Annotated in this window: 17 protein-coding genes and 1 tRNA gene; 7 read left to right on the forward strand and 11 right to left on the reverse strand. The window is 28.1% G+C overall.

The genetic code is table 11. The annotated features are described in order from the left end of the window. From HA145_RS05905 to HA145_RS05925, 5 genes are all read right to left on the reverse strand, one after another. A complete protein-coding gene (locus tag HA145_RS05905; RefSeq protein WP_209128272.1) occupies positions 1 to 3,627 on the reverse strand; it encodes a UvrD-helicase domain-containing protein in 3,627 nt (1,208 codons plus the stop codon). An 11-nt stretch (positions 3,628 to 3,638) separates the two neighbouring features. After that, the gene (locus HA145_RS05910) at positions 3,639 to 4,091 is read right to left on the reverse strand and encodes a methyltransferase family protein (RefSeq protein ID WP_245151794.1); all 453 of its coding nucleotides are present in this window, start codon (positions 4,089 to 4,091) and stop codon (positions 3,639 to 3,641) included. Between the two features lie 24 nt (positions 4,092 to 4,115). Next, complete coding sequence (locus HA145_RS05915) at positions 4,116 to 7,247, reverse strand: exodeoxyribonuclease V subunit gamma (protein WP_245151795.1); 3,132 nt, start codon at positions 7,245 to 7,247, stop codon at positions 4,116 to 4,118. A gap of 65 nt (positions 7,248 to 7,312) precedes the next feature. Beyond that, complete coding sequence (locus tag HA145_RS05920; RefSeq protein ID WP_209128275.1) at positions 7,313 to 7,630, reverse strand: MgPME-cyclase complex family protein; 318 nt, start codon at positions 7,628 to 7,630, stop codon at positions 7,313 to 7,315. 9 nt (positions 7,631 to 7,639) lie between these two features. Beyond that, positions 7,640 to 8,356: a pyridoxine 5'-phosphate synthase gene (locus tag HA145_RS05925; RefSeq protein ID WP_209128276.1), complete on the reverse strand. Its 717-nt coding sequence runs from the start codon at positions 8,354 to 8,356 to the stop codon at positions 7,640 to 7,642. Between the two features lie 160 nt (positions 8,357 to 8,516). Here HA145_RS05925 and HA145_RS05930 point away from each other — a divergent pair, with 160 nt between their 5' ends. From HA145_RS05930 to grxD, 4 genes are read left to right on the forward strand one after another with little or no spacing between them, the layout of a single operon-like run. Next, a complete protein-coding gene (locus HA145_RS05930) occupies positions 8,517 to 9,131 on the forward strand; it encodes a lysophospholipid acyltransferase family protein (RefSeq protein ID WP_209128319.1) in 615 nt (204 codons plus the stop codon). Positions 9,132 to 9,173: 42 nt separating this feature from the next. After that, entirely contained in the window at positions 9,174 to 9,689 is a 516-nt protein-coding gene (locus HA145_RS05935) for a hypothetical protein (protein ID WP_209128277.1), read from the forward strand. Between the two features lie 12 nt (positions 9,690 to 9,701). Then, a complete protein-coding gene (locus HA145_RS05940; RefSeq protein ID WP_209128278.1) occupies positions 9,702 to 9,932 on the forward strand; it encodes a BolA family protein in 231 nt (76 codons plus the stop codon). Between the two features lie 3 nt (positions 9,933 to 9,935). Beyond that, positions 9,936 to 10,259 carry a Grx4 family monothiol glutaredoxin gene (gene grxD / locus HA145_RS05945; RefSeq protein ID WP_209128279.1) on the forward strand — a complete coding sequence of 108 codons (324 nt, stop codon included), beginning with the start codon at positions 9,936 to 9,938 and terminating at the stop codon, positions 10,257 to 10,259. Between the two features lie 48 nt (positions 10,260 to 10,307). Here the strand turns inward: grxD and HA145_RS05950 are convergent, their stop codons facing one another. After that, positions 10,308 to 10,577, reverse strand: a complete 270-nt coding sequence (locus HA145_RS05950; RefSeq protein ID WP_209128280.1) for a DUF6761 family protein — start codon at positions 10,575 to 10,577, stop codon at positions 10,308 to 10,310. 86 nt (positions 10,578 to 10,663) lie between these two features. Between HA145_RS05950 and HA145_RS05955 the strand changes: the two genes are divergently transcribed. Next, positions 10,664 to 11,401, forward strand: coding sequence for a response regulator transcription factor (locus HA145_RS05955; protein WP_209128281.1), 738 nt, complete (start codon positions 10,664 to 10,666; stop codon positions 11,399 to 11,401). Here the strand turns inward: HA145_RS05955 and HA145_RS05960 are convergent. From HA145_RS05960 to HA145_RS05975, 4 genes are read right to left on the reverse strand one after another with little or no spacing between them, the layout of a single operon-like run. Beyond that, the gene (locus tag HA145_RS05960) at positions 11,374 to 11,904 is read right to left on the reverse strand and encodes a hypothetical protein (RefSeq protein WP_209128282.1); all 531 of its coding nucleotides are present in this window, start codon (positions 11,902 to 11,904) and stop codon (positions 11,374 to 11,376) included. The two genes, HA145_RS05955 and HA145_RS05960, sit on opposite strands and share 28 nt — an antisense overlap. A 16-nt stretch (positions 11,905 to 11,920) precedes the next feature. Beyond that, positions 11,921 to 13,465, reverse strand: a complete 1,545-nt coding sequence (gene crtH / locus HA145_RS05965; RefSeq protein ID WP_209128283.1) for a carotenoid isomerase — start codon at positions 13,463 to 13,465, stop codon at positions 11,921 to 11,923. A 24-nt stretch (positions 13,466 to 13,489) separates the two neighbouring features. Next, entirely contained in the window at positions 13,490 to 14,902 is a 1,413-nt protein-coding gene (gene trmFO, locus HA145_RS05970; RefSeq protein WP_209128284.1) for a methylenetetrahydrofolate--tRNA-(uracil(54)-C(5))-methyltransferase (FADH(2)-oxidizing) TrmFO, read from the reverse strand. Positions 14,903 to 14,908: 6 nt separating this feature from the next. Next, complete coding sequence (locus HA145_RS05975) at positions 14,909 to 15,025, reverse strand: photosystem II protein Y (RefSeq protein WP_011818654.1); 117 nt, start codon at positions 15,023 to 15,025, stop codon at positions 14,909 to 14,911. 176 nt (positions 15,026 to 15,201) lie between these two features. Between HA145_RS05975 and HA145_RS05980 the strand changes: the two genes are divergently transcribed. Together HA145_RS05980 and HA145_RS05985 are read left to right on the forward strand one after the other, a co-directional pair. Beyond that, positions 15,202 to 15,273 (forward strand) — tRNA-Lys (locus HA145_RS05980). 508 nt (positions 15,274 to 15,781) lie between these two features. Next, the gene (locus HA145_RS05985; RefSeq protein WP_011132751.1) at positions 15,782 to 15,889 is read left to right on the forward strand and encodes a high light inducible protein; all 108 of its coding nucleotides are present in this window, start codon (positions 15,782 to 15,784) and stop codon (positions 15,887 to 15,889) included. Positions 15,890 to 16,503: 614 nt separating this feature from the next. Here HA145_RS05985 and HA145_RS05990 read toward each other — a convergent pair. Continuing rightward, positions 16,504 to 16,779 (reverse strand): carbohydrate porin, encoded by a 276-nt coding sequence (locus HA145_RS05990; RefSeq protein ID WP_209128285.1) that lies wholly within the window; start codon positions 16,777 to 16,779, stop codon positions 16,504 to 16,506. Between the last annotated feature and the right edge of the window lie 165 nt (positions 16,780 to 16,944).

Here is a 16,944-nt window from a genome sequence, read left to right on the forward strand (position 1 = left end):
CTAAAAAAGGTTATCTAAATAATTAATTCTTTTTAAAGGTGCTTTACTAATAAAAATACCTGGAGATATATCTTTCGACTTAGATTTTTCAAACAATTCAAAATCTGGCAATCCCTTTAAAAAAAAATAAATATATCCTCCTAGATGTTTATGTGGTTGATAATTTTTAATTCGCCACTTTAATAATCTATGCAATGCTAATAAATAAAGATGAGATTGCAATGGATAATGATGTTTAATCATTTCATTTCTCATATTTTCATAGTTATAGTTTCTTGGTAAACAATCACTATTATCACTACCAGAAATCAAATTACTTTTCCAATCAATTACCCACCATTTACTATCTTCTAATTTATTACCTACAGGGAAAACACAATCAATACATCCTGAATGAAAGCCTTTATTCATAATTTGAAGATCATTTATTTTGTTTGCATATTCTTCACCAAATTCATATTCCTGATCTAAAAAAAAGCATTTTGATATATCATTTGAATTAATATTTCTACCTTCATAAGATAGAGTTAAATCATATTTAAGTTCCTTAATTAAATATTCATTTGGAATATCAACTAGTTTCTTATTTTGTAATTCGCTTCCTAAAGATATATTTATAATTCTTAAAATCGCATCTCTTACTTTAAAAGCTAAAGAATTATCGATTTGATGAAAGTTCAATTCCTCAATAATTAAATCAATTAATTCTTCATTATTATCGTTTCTAAATTCAAATCTTTCTATTATTTTGTGTAGGCAAGTCCCAGCAATAGTTCCTTTTGGAAATTCACTTAAGGGATTTGGATAAGAAAAATAATTAGGATAATTCTTTTTTTTCCTAAGAATAGAATCTTTGATAATTGATATATTATCTTCATAATCCTTATATTGATTAATGACTGAATCAATATTTTTATCTTTACGTATCCAAGAAGAATAACTTGAATAAGAAATTAATTGATCAGAATTAAATTCAGTAGATATTTTTTTATTTACATTATCTATTTTCCAAAGATTATTATTCAATTGGTTGGTTTGGAACTTAGCAAAAATTTCTTTTATTTTCTCTTTTTCTATCCTAGCTTCAAAAGTAGACTTATATATATTGATATTTTCCAAATTATTAAGTAAATCATTATTTAAAATATTATTTGTATCTTCTAAATCATTAAAAACAATTAGTTTATATTTGCTCCTTGTAAGTGCTACATAAACTAACCTCTCACTCTCTTTAAATAAATCTTCTTCTTCTATTAATTTAAATTTTTCAACCTTAGGATAATTATTAGAAATATTAATGTATATGTTTCTATCAATATTTGATTTCCAAAGAGGTCCTTTAATTTTATTTGACTTATTTGAAATACTTGAGAGATATGGACATAGAACTATTTCAAATTCTAGGCCCTTACTACTATGAATGGTAGAAAGATTTATTCCATTTTGAAGATTATAATCTTTCGTCAAAAAATCTTCTCCAGTAGAAATTCTTAAAATATGATCTAACTGATTTTTATACCATTTGAAGACTTTATTGAGATTAAAATCATTATTCATTAATTCTATTTCAACAATTTCTGAAAGTTGAAATAAATTTGAATTTAAATCTGAATCTTGAATAATCCAGGATGACTTGTAATTTATAAGGAGTTCATTAACAATGTTTAAAAAACCTTTTTCTCTTAGTTCCTGGGACCAAGTAATGCATTTATTAATTAAAATTTCTAAATTTTCACTAATTCCATCATCAATTAGATATTCTAATTCTATTTCTATAAACTTTGAAGTAGCAAGCAAAGTTATATTTTTTAAAGACCTAGGATTTAATAAACATTCAATGAATAAACATATTAAAGAACTTGCTTCTGTTTCAAAAATATTTTGTTTATTTTGAATTTTGCATGGAAGGTTAAACTGATTTAATTTATTTTTAAAATCTAAGCATTGCGAATTATTTAAAGTAAGAATTGCAATTTTATTAATATCAATTTCTTTATTATTTAAAATAAAGTTAACTATGTAATGAGTTACAAGATCCTCTATATCAGTTTCTTTTTTTGAAAATTCTACAATTTCAAATACATCTTTATATTTAAATTCAGAATTTATATTTTCATTAATTCTAGAGGTTAATTTCCTATATTTTAGTTTTGATTGTTTAAGTCCATTCTTATAAAGTTTATTAAGAACATCGATTAACTTTTTTGAGGATCTATAGTTATCTGTAAGACTAAAAACTTCGATTGCATTAGATCTTGCATTTAAATAAGTTTCAATATCTCCACCTCTAAATTTGTAGATCGCTTGTTTTGGATCACCTACACAAAGTAAAAAATGATTTTTTGTATTAAAGAACTTTTTTATTAAATTCCACTGAGTAATATCTGTATCTTGAAACTCATCTACTAAGATACATTTAAATCTTTTTTGAATTTTAGATAGAGTATTACTATTACTAATTTCTGAATCTAGAAATGTATTTTCTACAGTCTTTATAAGATCATTGAAGTTAAAAATAGAAAAACTTTTCTTTAATTCAATTAATTTTATATAAGCTAATTGGGTAAATATTCTTACAAATTCGGTATAGAAACCTTCTTTTATTTTATAAATTTTATCTTGTAATAAATTAAATTTAGTAAAATCTATTTTTAGATTATGTTTATTAATTTCTTTAGATATATTTTCATTATAAAAATATTTAGATAAAAGATCATCTTTAGAAATATCATATATAAAATCAATCACATTTTTAGAATTAAGCCTTTTGTTAATCTCGTCAATCCAACTAATTATTTGATTAAACTTATCATCTCTTGGTTTTGCTGCATATATTTGACTTTTCCCACCACTCTCTTTAATTAATTTCCCCAACTCTTTAAGTTGTAAAAATAATTCCTTACCTTTCTTATTCCATTCAACACAAAACTCATTCCAATTTAAATAAAAAAATTCATTAAAATAATTATTTAAATCAATAATCTTATATTTATTATTTATTTTAAATTTACAGATATTTTCTTGATCTATATTTTTTAAAATTTCTACAAAAAATGACTTATTGATCCTACTCCCAAATCTAGAACTTATTTTTTTTTTATTGACTGCTGAAATAAGCTCATGATTAAGATTCAAAAAATCATCAATCCACAAATTATCTATTACATCTTTATACAAATTATCTATATTATTCTCAATATATGGATCTTGAGTTACACCTATTTCAATACTATATTCATCAATAATATTATTGCAAAAAGAATGGAATGTAGTTACTTGTAACTTATAAATTTCATTAACAAAATTATCAATTTCGGATATAATTTTTTCTTTAGATTTTTCCTTTTTCTTAAACTTTAGATACCAATCCTTAAGCGTATTATCTATCTTAATTTCATCATTATTTTGCAAATATAATTTTAGATTATGGAATCTCAAAAGTATTTTATCTCTTAATTCACTACATGTATTTTTTGTAAAACTTAATAAGAGTATCTCATCTGGTTTAATTTTTTTCTCCAAAACATTTCTTAAAACTAGGTGAGACAAAGTGAAACTTTTACCAGTTCCTGCACTTGCTTCTACTAATTTAAATTTGTTATCTAATTTAATTTGATTAATATCCATATCTTTATTAATTAATATTTGACCTCATTTTTATAAAGTAAATAATTATTAAATTTATTGTTTAAATATTGCTCTTCTAGAGCAATCTTAAATTTAATTATTAAACCAAGACTTGTTGATAAAAATAAATAATAAATAGATAACTTTGTTATAAAAACTCCAAAGGAAATACATATTAAAGAATAGTACATAGGATGACGCGTTAATCGATAAATACCTGTAGTAACAAGATTGCTATTGTTTACAGGTTTTGGGAAAGGGGATAAATTTCTTCCTAAGTCTTTAATTGCAACTAACAATATTATGAAAGAGATTATGATAATTAAAAACCCCAAAAAATAAGAAAAAGAAGTGACTTGAATTAATTGTTTTTGTGGAATAAACTCCCATTGAAAAAAATGGAGGCTAATAATAAAGAACTGTAAAAATACAAGGATTATTTCATAAGTAGCTTTTAAAAACATTTTTAACTTAAATTTAGTCATTATTTATTTCTTTAATGCTTTAATGAGAGGACCATATAATATGAATGATAATTTATCAAAATTATTATTTCCCAAAAAGAAATCTGGTTCTTTTTTATTTCCAAAACATAATTTCATTTCGATATTATCTCTTTCTCCTTTAGAAAAAGTTTTATTACCAATCCATCTATCCATAAAAGCTTTTTTCTCATTTTTTGATTTTATTTTTGCTTCTACATATTTATAAGCACTCTCTGGAGGGAGAGGTAAACAGTTTTCAGAATAATTTTTAAAAATATTTATGTATTCCGCCAAAATTAAATTTGACTCCAATGCTCCAGGTGATTGAATAATTTGCGATTTATATTGATTCTCTGTTCTAAAAATTACTTTAGTCTTTTTTATCTTCTTTAAAGAAGAAATGAATAGTGATTTTATCCAAGCCTCCGTCAAACGACTGAAAGTTAGTTTCGTATGAATTAATTCAATTACGGTGTCATCAGAGATGAAATATTCTTCTTTATTTGCATTTGACTTAATATAAATTCTATTAATCTTATTATGTTGACTCAAATTTTTAGATAGACTTTCTAATAAATCTTTGATTTCTTTTTCTTTTATAAAAATACTATTTTTTGGCATAATAATCCCATTTTCAACCAATTGATCATTAATATTCAAATTTTTTAAATCATCAATAACATTATGATTATCAATCTCTAACTCCTGGATTATTTTTGTAATTAGTCGCGACTTCTCTAGATTACTTATATTCTCCTCATCTGGATGATGAATAAATATTTCCTTGGGAGAAATATTTTTTTTATTTAGCCAATATTTTTGTGGAGTCTTGAACCAATAAATAAGTTCTGATAATTTGTAATTTTTAATATCAAATTTTTTTTCATTCCAATCTATCTCTTCTGCTAAAGAATAATTACTTTGAATTATCTTAGAAATATCATGATCAATTATTTCTTTTTTATTTAAATCTGAATCTTTAATTATTAGTTCTCTTTGGTCTTGGTTTAAAAATCTATCAAAAAAAGAAATTAACTCTTTTATAGGAAAAGAAACATCTAATTTTTTATTGTTTTTGTCATTCTTTACCCAAGAAACTATAAATTTATCTCTACAGGAAATTAACAACTCAAGAAATATATATTTCTCTCTTTCAAAAACTGATGGATCTCCTAGGCGATATTTATTATTCAATAAATTAATATTTTCATTCTTTGATAATTTTGGAAAATAAACACTATTCATGTCTATTAAGAAGATAACCTTATGAGGAATATGTCTTGAATTCTCAATATCACAAACAAGTACCTTGTTGATGAGTGATTTGCTTTGATATTTAACTTTAATTATGCAAGAAATTAATATCTCTCTAAAAACATTTAACAAAATAAGATCATCAGGTATTAAATGTATTGAGTTATTATCAAGAATTCTATTTATTTCACTTATTTCTAAATTAAAATTTGCATTAGAATCAGCAATACTTTTTAATATAAACTTTATCTTTTCAACCCAAGTTGAGTAGGAAAAAGATCCCCTTAGCAAATTAATATATTTTTTAAAATCAAGTAATAATTTAACCCATTTATTCAAGTCTAAACTTGTATTTTTGAAACTAAATGGTTTTAAATTAAAACTGATTAAATTGACATCTTTATCATAAATTAGGCCTAAAGTAATTCTATTTATACACCACTCTAGAGTATTTTTTTCTTCACCTAATCTTTCATTAGCATCTAATCCCCAATGAAAACCAACTTGAGTAAGTAAGAAAATAATTTCATCCTTCTCAGTAATATCAAAATCAAAAATTTTCTGAATTACTTTTTTCGAAAGAATATAATCTATTTTTTCAAGAGTAATTTTTTCGTTTGCTATTTCAGTGATGTCAATTAAAAATTTATAAATATCTGGATAATCATCATTTTCCTCATCAATAAAACAATAAGGTATCTTTTCACCATTAATTAACTCATTATTAAAGATATACCTTAAATAAGGTTTGATTTGATTAGTTTGTGGAGATAAAACAGCAATATCTCTATATTTAATATCGTCGCAAGAATTTATTATTTCTATAATTTTATTTCTTATATATTCTAGTTGATTATTTTGATTAAAATGCTCACAAAGTAATATTGAATCATCACTTTCATTTATTACAAAATCATTACTATTATTATCAATTAGTCTTTTTTGTATTTGGTTAAGAAGAGGAATATCTTTCTTCTCATGAAAATTAGTTGTTGGATCGATATATATTAAATTATTTTTTAAATTTATTCCTTCATTATAAATATTCTCATCAATTAATTTATGAAAGTTTGCTCCAAATTTGCCAAATATTTTCTCTATATTTGTATTTTTAAAATTGAATTTACTTTCAAAATTATCAAATGCCAACTCACCTTCAAGGAAATTTATTCTATTCCATAAATCATCTCCTGGAGATAATAAATATAAATTTATCTTAGTAAATTTTGAAAGTTCTGAATAAAAGTTAATATGTAGTTTAGATAAGTTATTGTCAGCAATAATATAAATTTGATTTGGTAGCTTACCTTGTAAGTCTTTTATTTTTTTTAAATTCTTTATTACTTCAATCATGTATAAACATGAAGGTTTTTCAGATATCTTTTTCTCTAATAATTTATATAAAATAGGTTGCCAAAATTGATCTGTATTTAAATTCTTAAATAGATTAAGTGAATTAATTTCATATCTATTCCAATCAGCAATCATTTCTGGTCTGAAAATAAGGTAATCAATAAAATTCTGCGTAATTTTTTTTGTCAAATTGTATAGGTCTCCATCAATTGTCTTTTTATTATCCAAATATTTATTTATCCAATTTCTAAGCGGAAATGATTCTTTATAGCTATTCAATTCTTCTAATGAATCAATAATGGCCCATTTAATTGACTCAAAATTCCATAAACCCATATCGATTCCTGGAAAAAAATTTGTCAATAATGATTCGGTATAACTTGATATTGTCTTTAATTGATAAAGAGCACTAATTTTGTTTTTTATAGTTATTTGTTCTCTTAACCACTTACCAAAAAAATAATTAGGAACAGCTATTTCTAAATTCTCATTTATAACAGGAGGATATATTTTTAATTCTTCTGCCAAGAGCTCACTAATTACTTCAATTTTATTTGACTTGTATAGATTGAGCAATTTACTGGTTTGTTATATTACTCAACTCTAAATGGATCAGTTATTTCTGCATTAGGACATTCGAATTCCCCAACAGCAACAAATTCTAAACGAAGCTTTAAAAAAATTATAAATTTTTTATCAGTTGATAAAACAGCTGCAGGTGGTGATGGAATCTTTGTTGTTAGATCGACAAATTGCTTAGTTTGCAAAAAAGATGGATTTTTTAATAGCCAAAAATCTTTTTCTTTATTGTTTTCTTTGTAATTCCTCTCCCTCTCTTTCAAAATCTCTTCAAGTGGTTCTTCAATTGTTAAAAACTTTTCACTTGCTGCGACGAAAAAATATGTTGTCATTTTTAAAATTTAATTTAATGTAATGAGAGACTTCATTTCACGAACAGACTTTTCTAATCCTACCGCTAAAGCCCTCGCAACAATACTATGGCCTATGTTTAATTCATTCATATTTTTAATTGATGCAATTTTTTTAACATTATTATAATTAAGTCCATGGCCAGCATTAACAACTAATCCAAGGTCATTTGCTTGATATGTAGACTCAATAATCCTTTGCAACTCTTCATATTGATCATAACCGGAAAGCTCAGCATATTTACCAGTATGTAATTCTACAAATTTAAATCCTATTTCCTTTGAATAGTTAATCTGATCAATTTGAGGATCAATAAATGCACTTACTTCGATATTTGAATCTTTTAAATTTTCAACGAAATTTTTAAAATATTTGACATTACTTTTTATATCCAATCCTCCTTCAGTAGTAACTTCCTCTCTTTTTTCTGGTACAAGTGTTACGTATTCTGGTAGAAGTTTTCTTGCAATTTCTAACATTTCTTCTGTTGCAGCCATCTCTAAATTGAGTTTTGTTTTTATAGTTTCTTTCAAAAGGAATACGTCCCTATCTTGAATATGTCTTCTATCTTCTCTTAGATGAACTGTAATTGAATCTGCCCCACCTAATTCAGCTAAAAAAGCAAATTGTACAGGATCAGGTTCTACAGTTTTTCTTGCTTGCCTTACATTTGCAATATGGTCAATATTTACTCCTAAAGTAGTCATAATTTCAAAATCTTTAGTTTCTAGACAATCTAGTAACCGCCCAATAATAGCTAATAAAAAATTACAAACACGTAAATTATTAATAAATAGTAAATTGATTTTGAAGAAAGATCCATTAAATATTTGCTACAAAATCAACCCATTATTGGGAATTATCGCAATGTTCGTTACCCAGGACATTGTTTTGAGGTTTTTTTTTAGAAAAAGGCAAATAATTAATAAAAACTTCTCAATACCAAAAAACTCATCTATTATTTTGGCTCCAACCCATAGATCAAGATGGGATGGATTAGTTCTTACTATGGCAATGGGTAGGAGAGTAACCAATAAGGATTCCAGATTTATGGTTACAAGATCTGAGATGAAAGGAATACAAGGATGGTTTTTAAAAAGACTTGGATGTTTTTCCATAAATCAATTTTCTCCTTCAATATCCGCATTAAGATATGCCATAAATTTAATAGAGATAGGTGAACAATTAGTTGTTTTTCCTGAAGGAAAGATTAATAAATATGGAAAAAAATTAATTCTCAAAGAAGGACTTTATAGATTAGCCCTTTTAGCAACAAAAAAAACACCCTCCGTCACAATAATTCCTATTGGTATTGCATATAGTGAAGTATCTCCAAGATTTAGAGGCACATTTTGTTTATCCTTTGGAGAGCCTATTGCAATGAGTGATTATCTAAATCTATCTATTAATGAATTTAATGAATTCTTAAATAATAAAATGCGTAAAGCTGAAAAAATTGCCTTAAAAAAAGTCGGTAGATGAATACTTTATAAGTTAATATTAAGTCTAATATTTATAGATAATATGAAATTCTTAAAGTTAATCCCCATTTTCTTCATATTTTTTGGAAATTTATCTTATAAACATTTAGTTCACGCAGAAATTAAAAATCCAAATAACTTTAAAGCACTTTCAAGTAATAGTAAAAATCTCTCTATTTCAAACGTAAAATATTACCTTGAGGAAGGTGATAAATTTATAAAAATTGGAAATTTTGATAAAGCTAAGGATTCTTATCTAGATGCAAGAAAATTAGCAAAGCAACTAGCTTCTTTTTATTCCGATCTAAATTCATCCTTTAAAGGAGTTGATGCAAGAATACCAAATGAAATGCAAAGAAAAGGGAAAGGAATATTGGCAATTTTGGCAGAAATAAATGGAAGATTAGCTTCTTTATATATAAAAAATGAAAATCCTGAAGTTGCGGTACCATTACTTATTGAGACGATAAGAATAATGTCCCCCAATACTCCAGAAGGCAAAGAAGCCTACCAAAAACTTATCCAACTAGGATTTGTTGAAACACAATTCAAGGGTTAACTAACTTAAATCATGATTACGAAAAAAGAAGTTATTAATTTAATCACTAAAAAAATACCAAATGCCCAAGTATATGTTGAAAATATTAAAGGAAATGATCATTTGCAAGTAACTGTAATTGCTTCTGAATTTAATGGATTATCATTAGTGAAACAACACCAGCTTATCTATTCTGCATTAAAAGAAGAACTAGCTTCAGAGGCCATTCATGCACTGGCATTAAAAACAGAAACACCAACTTGAATTATGGACAATTTAACAAAAGATAAAATACAAGCTCTAATAAGTTCAAATCCAGTAATGGTATTTATGAAAGGAACAAAATTAATGCCTCAGTGCGGTTTTTCGAATAATGTAGTTCAAATACTAAATTCCCTAGGTGTTGAATTTTTCACTTTTGATGTTTTAAGCGATTTCGAGATCAGAGAAGGTATCAAAGAATATTCAGATTGGCCAACAATCCCTCAAGTTTATTTAAAAGGAGAGTTCCTTGGTGGATCAGACATTCTTATTGAAATGTACAACTCAGGTTCCCTAAAAGAAAAAATTGAAATTGCATTAGCGTCTTAAGATAATTATTAAGTATAAATACTGATTTAGTTAATAAAAATTAATATTTTAAATCCTTTTTTTATCAAAAAAGCCTTTGTTTTCATCTCCATCTGGGTCAATAAAACTTGATGGATCCAATATCCATCTTTCAATTAATCTTTCCAACTTTTCTTGATCTTTTTGCCCTAAACTACTGCAATTCCTTAAGGCTTGGAGGTATCCATCACTATATAATTTAAGATCAGATGGCGTATGAAAATGAGTAACCAAGTCTTGGCAACTATCGCAAATTGACTGAAAATGACGAATTGCTTTTGGGTTTTCAAATGATGTCATAATTCGATAGATTCTTATTTTTTTTTTGCATTTGTTATACCTTATTAAGGATGATAAAAAATTGCCTGGCACAACAGTAATTAAGAATGCAATCAACTGAGCAAATCTTAGCTTCAACCCCTGGCAGTTCACAATTGCCTACGAGCTCTCAAACTCCCTCAAGAGTTCTTGTTGTTGAACCTCACCCCACTCTTAGAACAGTCCTTGTACAAAGACTTCGCCAAGATGGTCACCTAGCTGCTGCAGTTGGATCAGCTGCAGAAGCAGTTGATCTTTGCAGAGAACAATCACCTGACTTATTAGTAAGTGCTGAAATCCTTGAGCAGAATACTGCAATGAGATTAGCTCAACAGTTGGGATCTGCTGTTATTGTTCTTACAGCAAGATCAGGGGTTGAAGCTTTAGTAAACCTTCTAGATGAAGGAGCTGATGATGTTCTAAGAAAGCCTTTTGGTTTAGAAGAACTAGCAGCAAGATGTAGAACCTTACTAAAAAGAGGAAGAATAGGATTACAAGAAAAAGTAGAAGTTGGTCCTCTAGAAGTTCATCTCCTTTTAAGGCAAGTAACTCTTAGTGAGAAGCCCGTAGAACTTAGCCCAAGAGAGTTTGCCCTGCTCTGCGCTCTTCTTATGCCTCCTGGTATGGTAAGAAGTCGACAAGAGCTTTTAAGGATGGCCTGGCCTCCATTCAGTGGAGGCCCAAGATCAGTAGATACTCAAGTCTTAACATTGAGAAGAAAATTAGAACAGGCAGGTCTAGGAGAAGGAGGGGGAATAACGACAGTAAGACAACAAGGTTATAGATTTAGCATCGATAATATTTGATATTTATAAACAAAAATTTCCCAAATAATCATTAGAGCTGACAAAATTGTCAATATTTTATATGTCCATAAAGGTGATAAATACGATATATCTTTCACCTCAATTTCAGTTTTTCTAGAAATAATTAATAAAAACTTCTCAAAATTTTCAATTCTTTGAGGGATAAGATAATTATCCCCTTTATTAGTATTGAAGTAATAAACTTTACTACCCTGACTGGTAGGCTGAGATTTGATTAATTTAATATCTTTCCAAGAAATCTCCCAATTTTTTCTCCCTAAGGCTTTAGAAATAAAGCTAGTTTTGTAGGAAATTTTTTTATCACAAGTCTCAACGTAATCACTTGTGATATTAATAATTAAATAAAGGCCTAAAACAAATGTGCAAATTGAGGGAATTTTTAATTTGTCAATGGCAATAAACGGTATGGGGATAGTAAGAGCTAAATATAGAGAAATTAACGAGCTTTTAACAAAAAAAAGAGTTTTAAACTTTTCTACCATCTACTAAGAACCCTTTTTAATCTGGCAAGCTGAAACTATTTATATTTAATTTTGAACCTATTTTATGAGCACAAGCATATCCACTAAAGGCTACCGCATTCAAGCCTTGGCCTGGAAAGCATGAATCTCCTACGCAATAAAGGTTTTTAATTTTTGTAGTATTAAAAGGCATTGGTAAAAGTCCTAGCAACTTTTGGCTAGGAATAGGTCCATAACTACCTTCATATCTTCCTAGAAACTTTTTATGAGTTTTTGGAGTACCAATTTCTTTGTGATCGATATTCTCTTCTAGATTCGGTAATATAGTTGAAATTTTTTCAATAATAAATGAAAAATATTCTTCTTTCTTATGTAGATATTCTTTCCTTGATAGTCCTTCCCATTCATTAATAGATGAGGGAGTAAATGCATGGATAATATGTTTACCTTCTGGGGCTAAAGAAGAGTCAAGCAAAGTAGGTATAGAAATAAAAATCACACCTTTTTCACTCTCTAATTCATCCCAATTCTCAACAATTATATGATGACAATTAAAGTCATTACTTATCAAATTTTTTTCTACCCCAAGGTGAATTGAGACAAAAGATGGAGAAGGTTTATATGTCTCTGACCACTTATATTCACTCTTTGGTACATTTTTGCTCGCAATTAATCCTTTCTTTTTATCTTTCAGGCCAAATGTGTCCCACCTTGTGGAATTAGATACAATGATATTTGAGTAAATTTCCTCCCCATTTGAGAGCTTAACGCCTACTGCCTTTTCGTCCTTTAAAAGTATTTCAGTAACATTAGCTTTGTAGCGAATTTTACTACCTAATTTTTCCATCCCAGAAACTAACTTCTCTGCTATAGTTCCAACCCCACCTTTTGGATAGTTTATACCGCCAGCATGCCTATCTGTAAATACCATTCCAGCATTAATCATAGGAGTTTTGAGAGCAGGCATTACAGACCAACAAAAGCATTCGATATCGATAAATTTTAAAAGCTGAGGATCCTTAATAAACTTTCTTGCGACATCTCCAGCATTTACAGGTAACCATCTTGCTAAACCTAAGCAAGATAATGGAGATTTAAAGAAAACTTTAAAAAGATAACTTGGATCCTCTATTGATAAAAGAGGCATTGAATCTAAACATTTAAAAACACTTGCACAAGTATCGTAAAATTTTCTGATACCCACTTTTTCTTTTGGGAAAGTAGCTGATAATTTATTTATAAACTGATCATAATTTTTATCTACAGAAATACTAAAGTTATTTGGAAGGTGATATTCCAGTTGCACTGGATCAGGAATAGTTTCACATTTTTCGTTTACATCTTTTAAAGCACGAGTTAATAAATTGGTATAACCCTTATCTCCAAATCCAAATATCATAGATGCACCAACATCAAAGGTATAACCTTTTCTCTTGAAAGAGCCCCCACTCCCTCCTGGAATAATATATTTTTCAAGAACTAAGACTTCCGCTCCTTTAGAGGCTAATTGAGATGCTGTTACCAACCCCCCAATTCCCGAGCCAATTACAATTGCATCGAAATTTTCTTTATTAGATTTCATTTTGGACAATTTGGATAATTTATTTTAATTAATTTTGGTAAGTAAGTGATCTTTTTCAAAAAGAGTATCTAATTCTTTTTTAAACCCTTTTAAAGCAGTTGTGGATCTCTCTTGATAAGCTTTATATCTTAATCTTTTATCTTTAATTCTTTGTGTTAGTTCTGGGACTAAACCAAATGAAGCAGGCATTGGCTGAAATTTATTTTTTTTCTGTTTTGACAATATTTGATTTCTATTACTGATGAAATTCATCAAAGAACCAATCATTGATTCATCAGGGAAAGTAACTGTTTTTTTACCCTTAGCTAATAAAGCTGCATTTATTCCTGCGAGTAATCCGCCCGCAGAAGCAGCAGCATAACCTTCCGTTCCTGTAATCTGCCCTGCGGCGAAAAGAGTTTCTCTCTTCATAAATTGCAGTGTTGGCAATAGTAGTTTAGGAGATTCTAAAAATGTATTTCTATGCATTACTCCAAAACGTACAAATTCAGCTTTTTCTAAGCCAGGAATCATTCTAAATATTCTTTTTTGCTCTGACCATTTAAGGTTGGTTTGAAAACCTACCATATTAAGCAACTTCCCTTCAAGATCTTCCATCCTTAATTGAACAATTGCATGAGGCCGATTTTTCAATCTATTTTCCCTATTAAATAAGTCTCCCCACTTTGGATTCCACAACCCAATAGATTTCAAGGGTCCGTATCTCATTGTGTCAATTCCTCTTCTAGCAATTTCTTCTATTGGCAAACAAGCCTCAAAGAAATTAGCAGATTCTTTTTCAAAATCTTTTAAATTAGCTTGTTCTCCCTCTATTAGCTCGTTCCTAAAAAGAATATAATCATTTTCATTCATTGGGCAATTAAGGTATGCCGGATCCCCTTTGTCGTATCTACTAGCTTTAAAAACAATCTCTTTGTCAATAGTATCACCATAAATTATTGGGCTGGCAGCATCAAAAAAATGACAGGCATCAATACCTGTGAAAAATTGAATTTTGTTGGCTAATTCATCTGCAGTTAGTGGACCAGTTGCGAGGATAGTTATATTTTCTTTAGTTGGGAGATCCAATTGTTCAAATCTCTTAATTTCAATTAAAGGGTGATTAGATAAAACTTCAGTCAAAGCATTACTAAATTTAGATCTATCAACCGCCAAAGCACCTCCAGCTGGAACTGCAAATTTATCTGCTGTTTGAACTATCAATGAATTAAAAAATCTTAGTTCTTTTTGTAATAAACCCGCTGCTCTATCTGCACTTAAAGCGCCAAAGCTGTTACTGCAAACCAATTCTCCACATTCACAAGTATGATGCGCTGGAGTTGATTTGAGAGGTCTCATTTCAACTAACTTAACCGACACGCCATGATTTGCTAACTGCCAGGCAGCTTCAGAACCTGCTAGACCTGCTCCAATTACTATTACTTCTTTTTCTAACAAATTAGATTAATCCTTCCCCAAGAAGTCTCTATTAAACTGCTCTCTTGCTGGTTTTTGTATATTAAATATAACCCAAGCTAAAGCTGCGATAATAGGTGCAAAAACTACGATTGTTCTGAGCATTTTAAAAATTCTGTTATTTAATCAATATCCTACCTTTTAAGTGTAAATATAGAGAGAATTTTTAATTTTTTATTTCATTAGTTAAGAATTGTATTTCTATTGTTCAACTTGAAATAATAAGTTGTTTTTTTTTCCTTAAAAAGGGATAATTTCTAATGTACTCAATTTTACAAAATGGGTCGCTAGCTCAGCGGTAGAGCATCCGGCTTTTAACCGGCTGGTCCTGAGTTCGAATCTCAGGCGACCCACATTTTTATAAAATTGAGTCCAGTATTCGTTCGTAACTGCAAGTATAAAACCAATTTCTATAAAATTGATCTTAATTAACAATGCAGCGATAAGCTATTTATTAATAATTTAAGACTAATGAATAAGAATAGTTTGCTTGGTTGTATTTTTGCAATATTAATAGAACACTATGAGTTTAAGGAAAAAAATTTTCAGAATGCCTCAATTTGGATCTTTGATAATGTTTTATAGATCTAAAATCTATCAGTTAATAATTAAATTTTAAGAAAAAAATCTATCATCAACCTTAATATCAAATATGCAGTGCCAAACAAAAAAATTATTTAAAAAAAAGGAACTCCAACAAGCTTAGCCGAATATCTATCGTTTAACATAAATGAGACATTTTTGCCTCATATTCGGGATTTAAAAGAATACAAGCTTTTTGTTTTAAAAAAAAATCAAAAATTACTTTACAAAGCTTCATAATACCTGTTACAATAGTTAATATAATTTTTCTTATTTATTATGACTCCTGAAGCAGAACGTTTTAATGGTTGGGCAGCAATGTTAGGTTTCGTTGCAGCTGTAGGTGCCTATGTAACCACTGGGCAAATCATTCCAGGATGGTTCTAAATCGAATAGATTTTTTATAGAGGAATGTGATTAAATTTTATTCAGAATAAAAAATATCACTTCATCTATTCTTTAAAATTATTAAGTCAACGAATTTAATTCTATTGATTTATTTTTATTTAATCAAAAATTATTGATTATAGTTCGAACATTCTATTGTTAATTAGCTACTATTTAGTTTTAACTGTAACTATAACTACTGCCTAATTCTAAATATTGCAAATTATTTTTTAAATATGGTCTAAACCCTGATTAAATCAGGGTTTTTTTATTGATTAATCAAAATTTTAAATTTGAAATACTATTTATTGTTCTGTAAACTGTTTTTTTTCAATTGAATCAAAACATGAAGAGCATAACAAATGTCCTTTTTTCTTCCAAAATGTTTTAGTTGATCTTTCTATATCTTTTCGACAAATTAAACATTTAAATATTGGTGTCACTATATCTAGTCTCCAACCTATTAGATATTTTAATAATAGATATTTTTTAATCTTTTAGTTTAATTTGATTAAAAAAAGAATTTTTTTAATTTTTAATGACAAAGTAAAAGGCCTACTAAATTAGCAGGCCTTTTAAAAGTGTGTAAGATTTTCTAAATTAAATTAATAAATTTAGAAGCTGAATGAGGTTTTAACCATGAAACCTGTTTCGTCTGCATCAGTACCAGCTGGTGCTTCTTTCAAGTAAACAAGTGGTGTAATTGTCATACCATCATTAATAGGGTAAGAGTAGAACGCTTCATACATGTAGTAATCGATAGCTCCGTCAGCGATATGACCTGTAGTTCCTAGAGCAGCACCTAATGTACCTGCACCAAATTCATCCCACTGCAAGCCTACAAAGAAAGCAGATGTATCTGCCGCTCCATCTTCTTCAGGATCGCCCATTTCATAACCTACGCTTATTGAAGGCAGATTACCAGCTTCAGGAATCCAGTATCCATTTAAGGCTAGGTATGAAACATCTTTACCAGCTAATGCTGTTAAATCTGTAGTTGAAGTTGCTGTTTCAATGCAAAAGGATTAATTCAAGGAAGAACAGACGATTCATTA

This window comes from Prochlorococcus marinus XMU1411, from assembly GCF_017696075.1.
Taxonomy (GTDB): Bacteria; Cyanobacteriota; Cyanobacteriia; order PCC-6307; family Cyanobiaceae; genus Prochlorococcus_A; species Prochlorococcus_A marinus_V.

Coding starts and splice junctions, on each gene's coding strand:
- HA145_RS05905 (WP_209128272.1), bottom strand. CDS start 3,627: ATGGATATTAATCAAATTAAATTAGATAACAAATTTAAATTAGTAGAA.
- HA145_RS05910 (WP_245151794.1), bottom strand. CDS start 4,091: ATGTTTTTAAAAGCTACTTATGAAATAATCCTTGTATTTTTACAGTTC.
- HA145_RS05920 (WP_209128275.1), bottom strand. CDS start 7,630: ATGACAACATATTTTTTCGTCGCAGCAAGTGAAAAGTTTTTAACAATT.
- HA145_RS05925 (WP_209128276.1), bottom strand. CDS start 8,356: ATGACTACTTTAGGAGTAAATATTGACCATATTGCAAATGTAAGGCAA.
- HA145_RS05930 (WP_209128319.1), top strand. CDS start 8,517: ATGTTCGTTACCCAGGACATTGTTTTGAGGTTTTTTTTTAGAAAAAGG.
- HA145_RS05935 (WP_209128277.1), top strand. CDS start 9,174: ATGAAATTCTTAAAGTTAATCCCCATTTTCTTCATATTTTTTGGAAAT.
- HA145_RS05940 (WP_209128278.1), top strand. CDS start 9,702: ATGATTACGAAAAAAGAAGTTATTAATTTAATCACTAAAAAAATACCA.
- grxD (WP_209128279.1), top strand. CDS start 9,936: ATGGACAATTTAACAAAAGATAAAATACAAGCTCTAATAAGTTCAAAT.
- HA145_RS05950 (WP_209128280.1), bottom strand. CDS start 10,577: ATGACATCATTTGAAAACCCAAAAGCAATTCGTCATTTTCAGTCAATT.
- HA145_RS05955 (WP_209128281.1), top strand. CDS start 10,664: ATGCAATCAACTGAGCAAATCTTAGCTTCAACCCCTGGCAGTTCACAA.
- HA145_RS05960 (WP_209128282.1), bottom strand. CDS start 11,904: ATGGTAGAAAAGTTTAAAACTCTTTTTTTTGTTAAAAGCTCGTTAATT.
- crtH (WP_209128283.1), bottom strand. CDS start 13,465: ATGAAATCTAATAAAGAAAATTTCGATGCAATTGTAATTGGCTCGGGA.
- HA145_RS05975 (WP_011818654.1), bottom strand. CDS start 15,025: ATGCTCAGAACAATCGTAGTTTTTGCACCTATTATCGCAGCTTTAGCT.
- HA145_RS05985 (WP_011132751.1), top strand. CDS start 15,782: ATGACTCCTGAAGCAGAACGTTTTAATGGTTGGGCAGCAATGTTAGGT.
- HA145_RS05990 (WP_209128285.1), bottom strand. CDS start 16,779: ATGGGCGATCCTGAAGAAGATGGAGCGGCAGATACATCTGCTTTCTTT.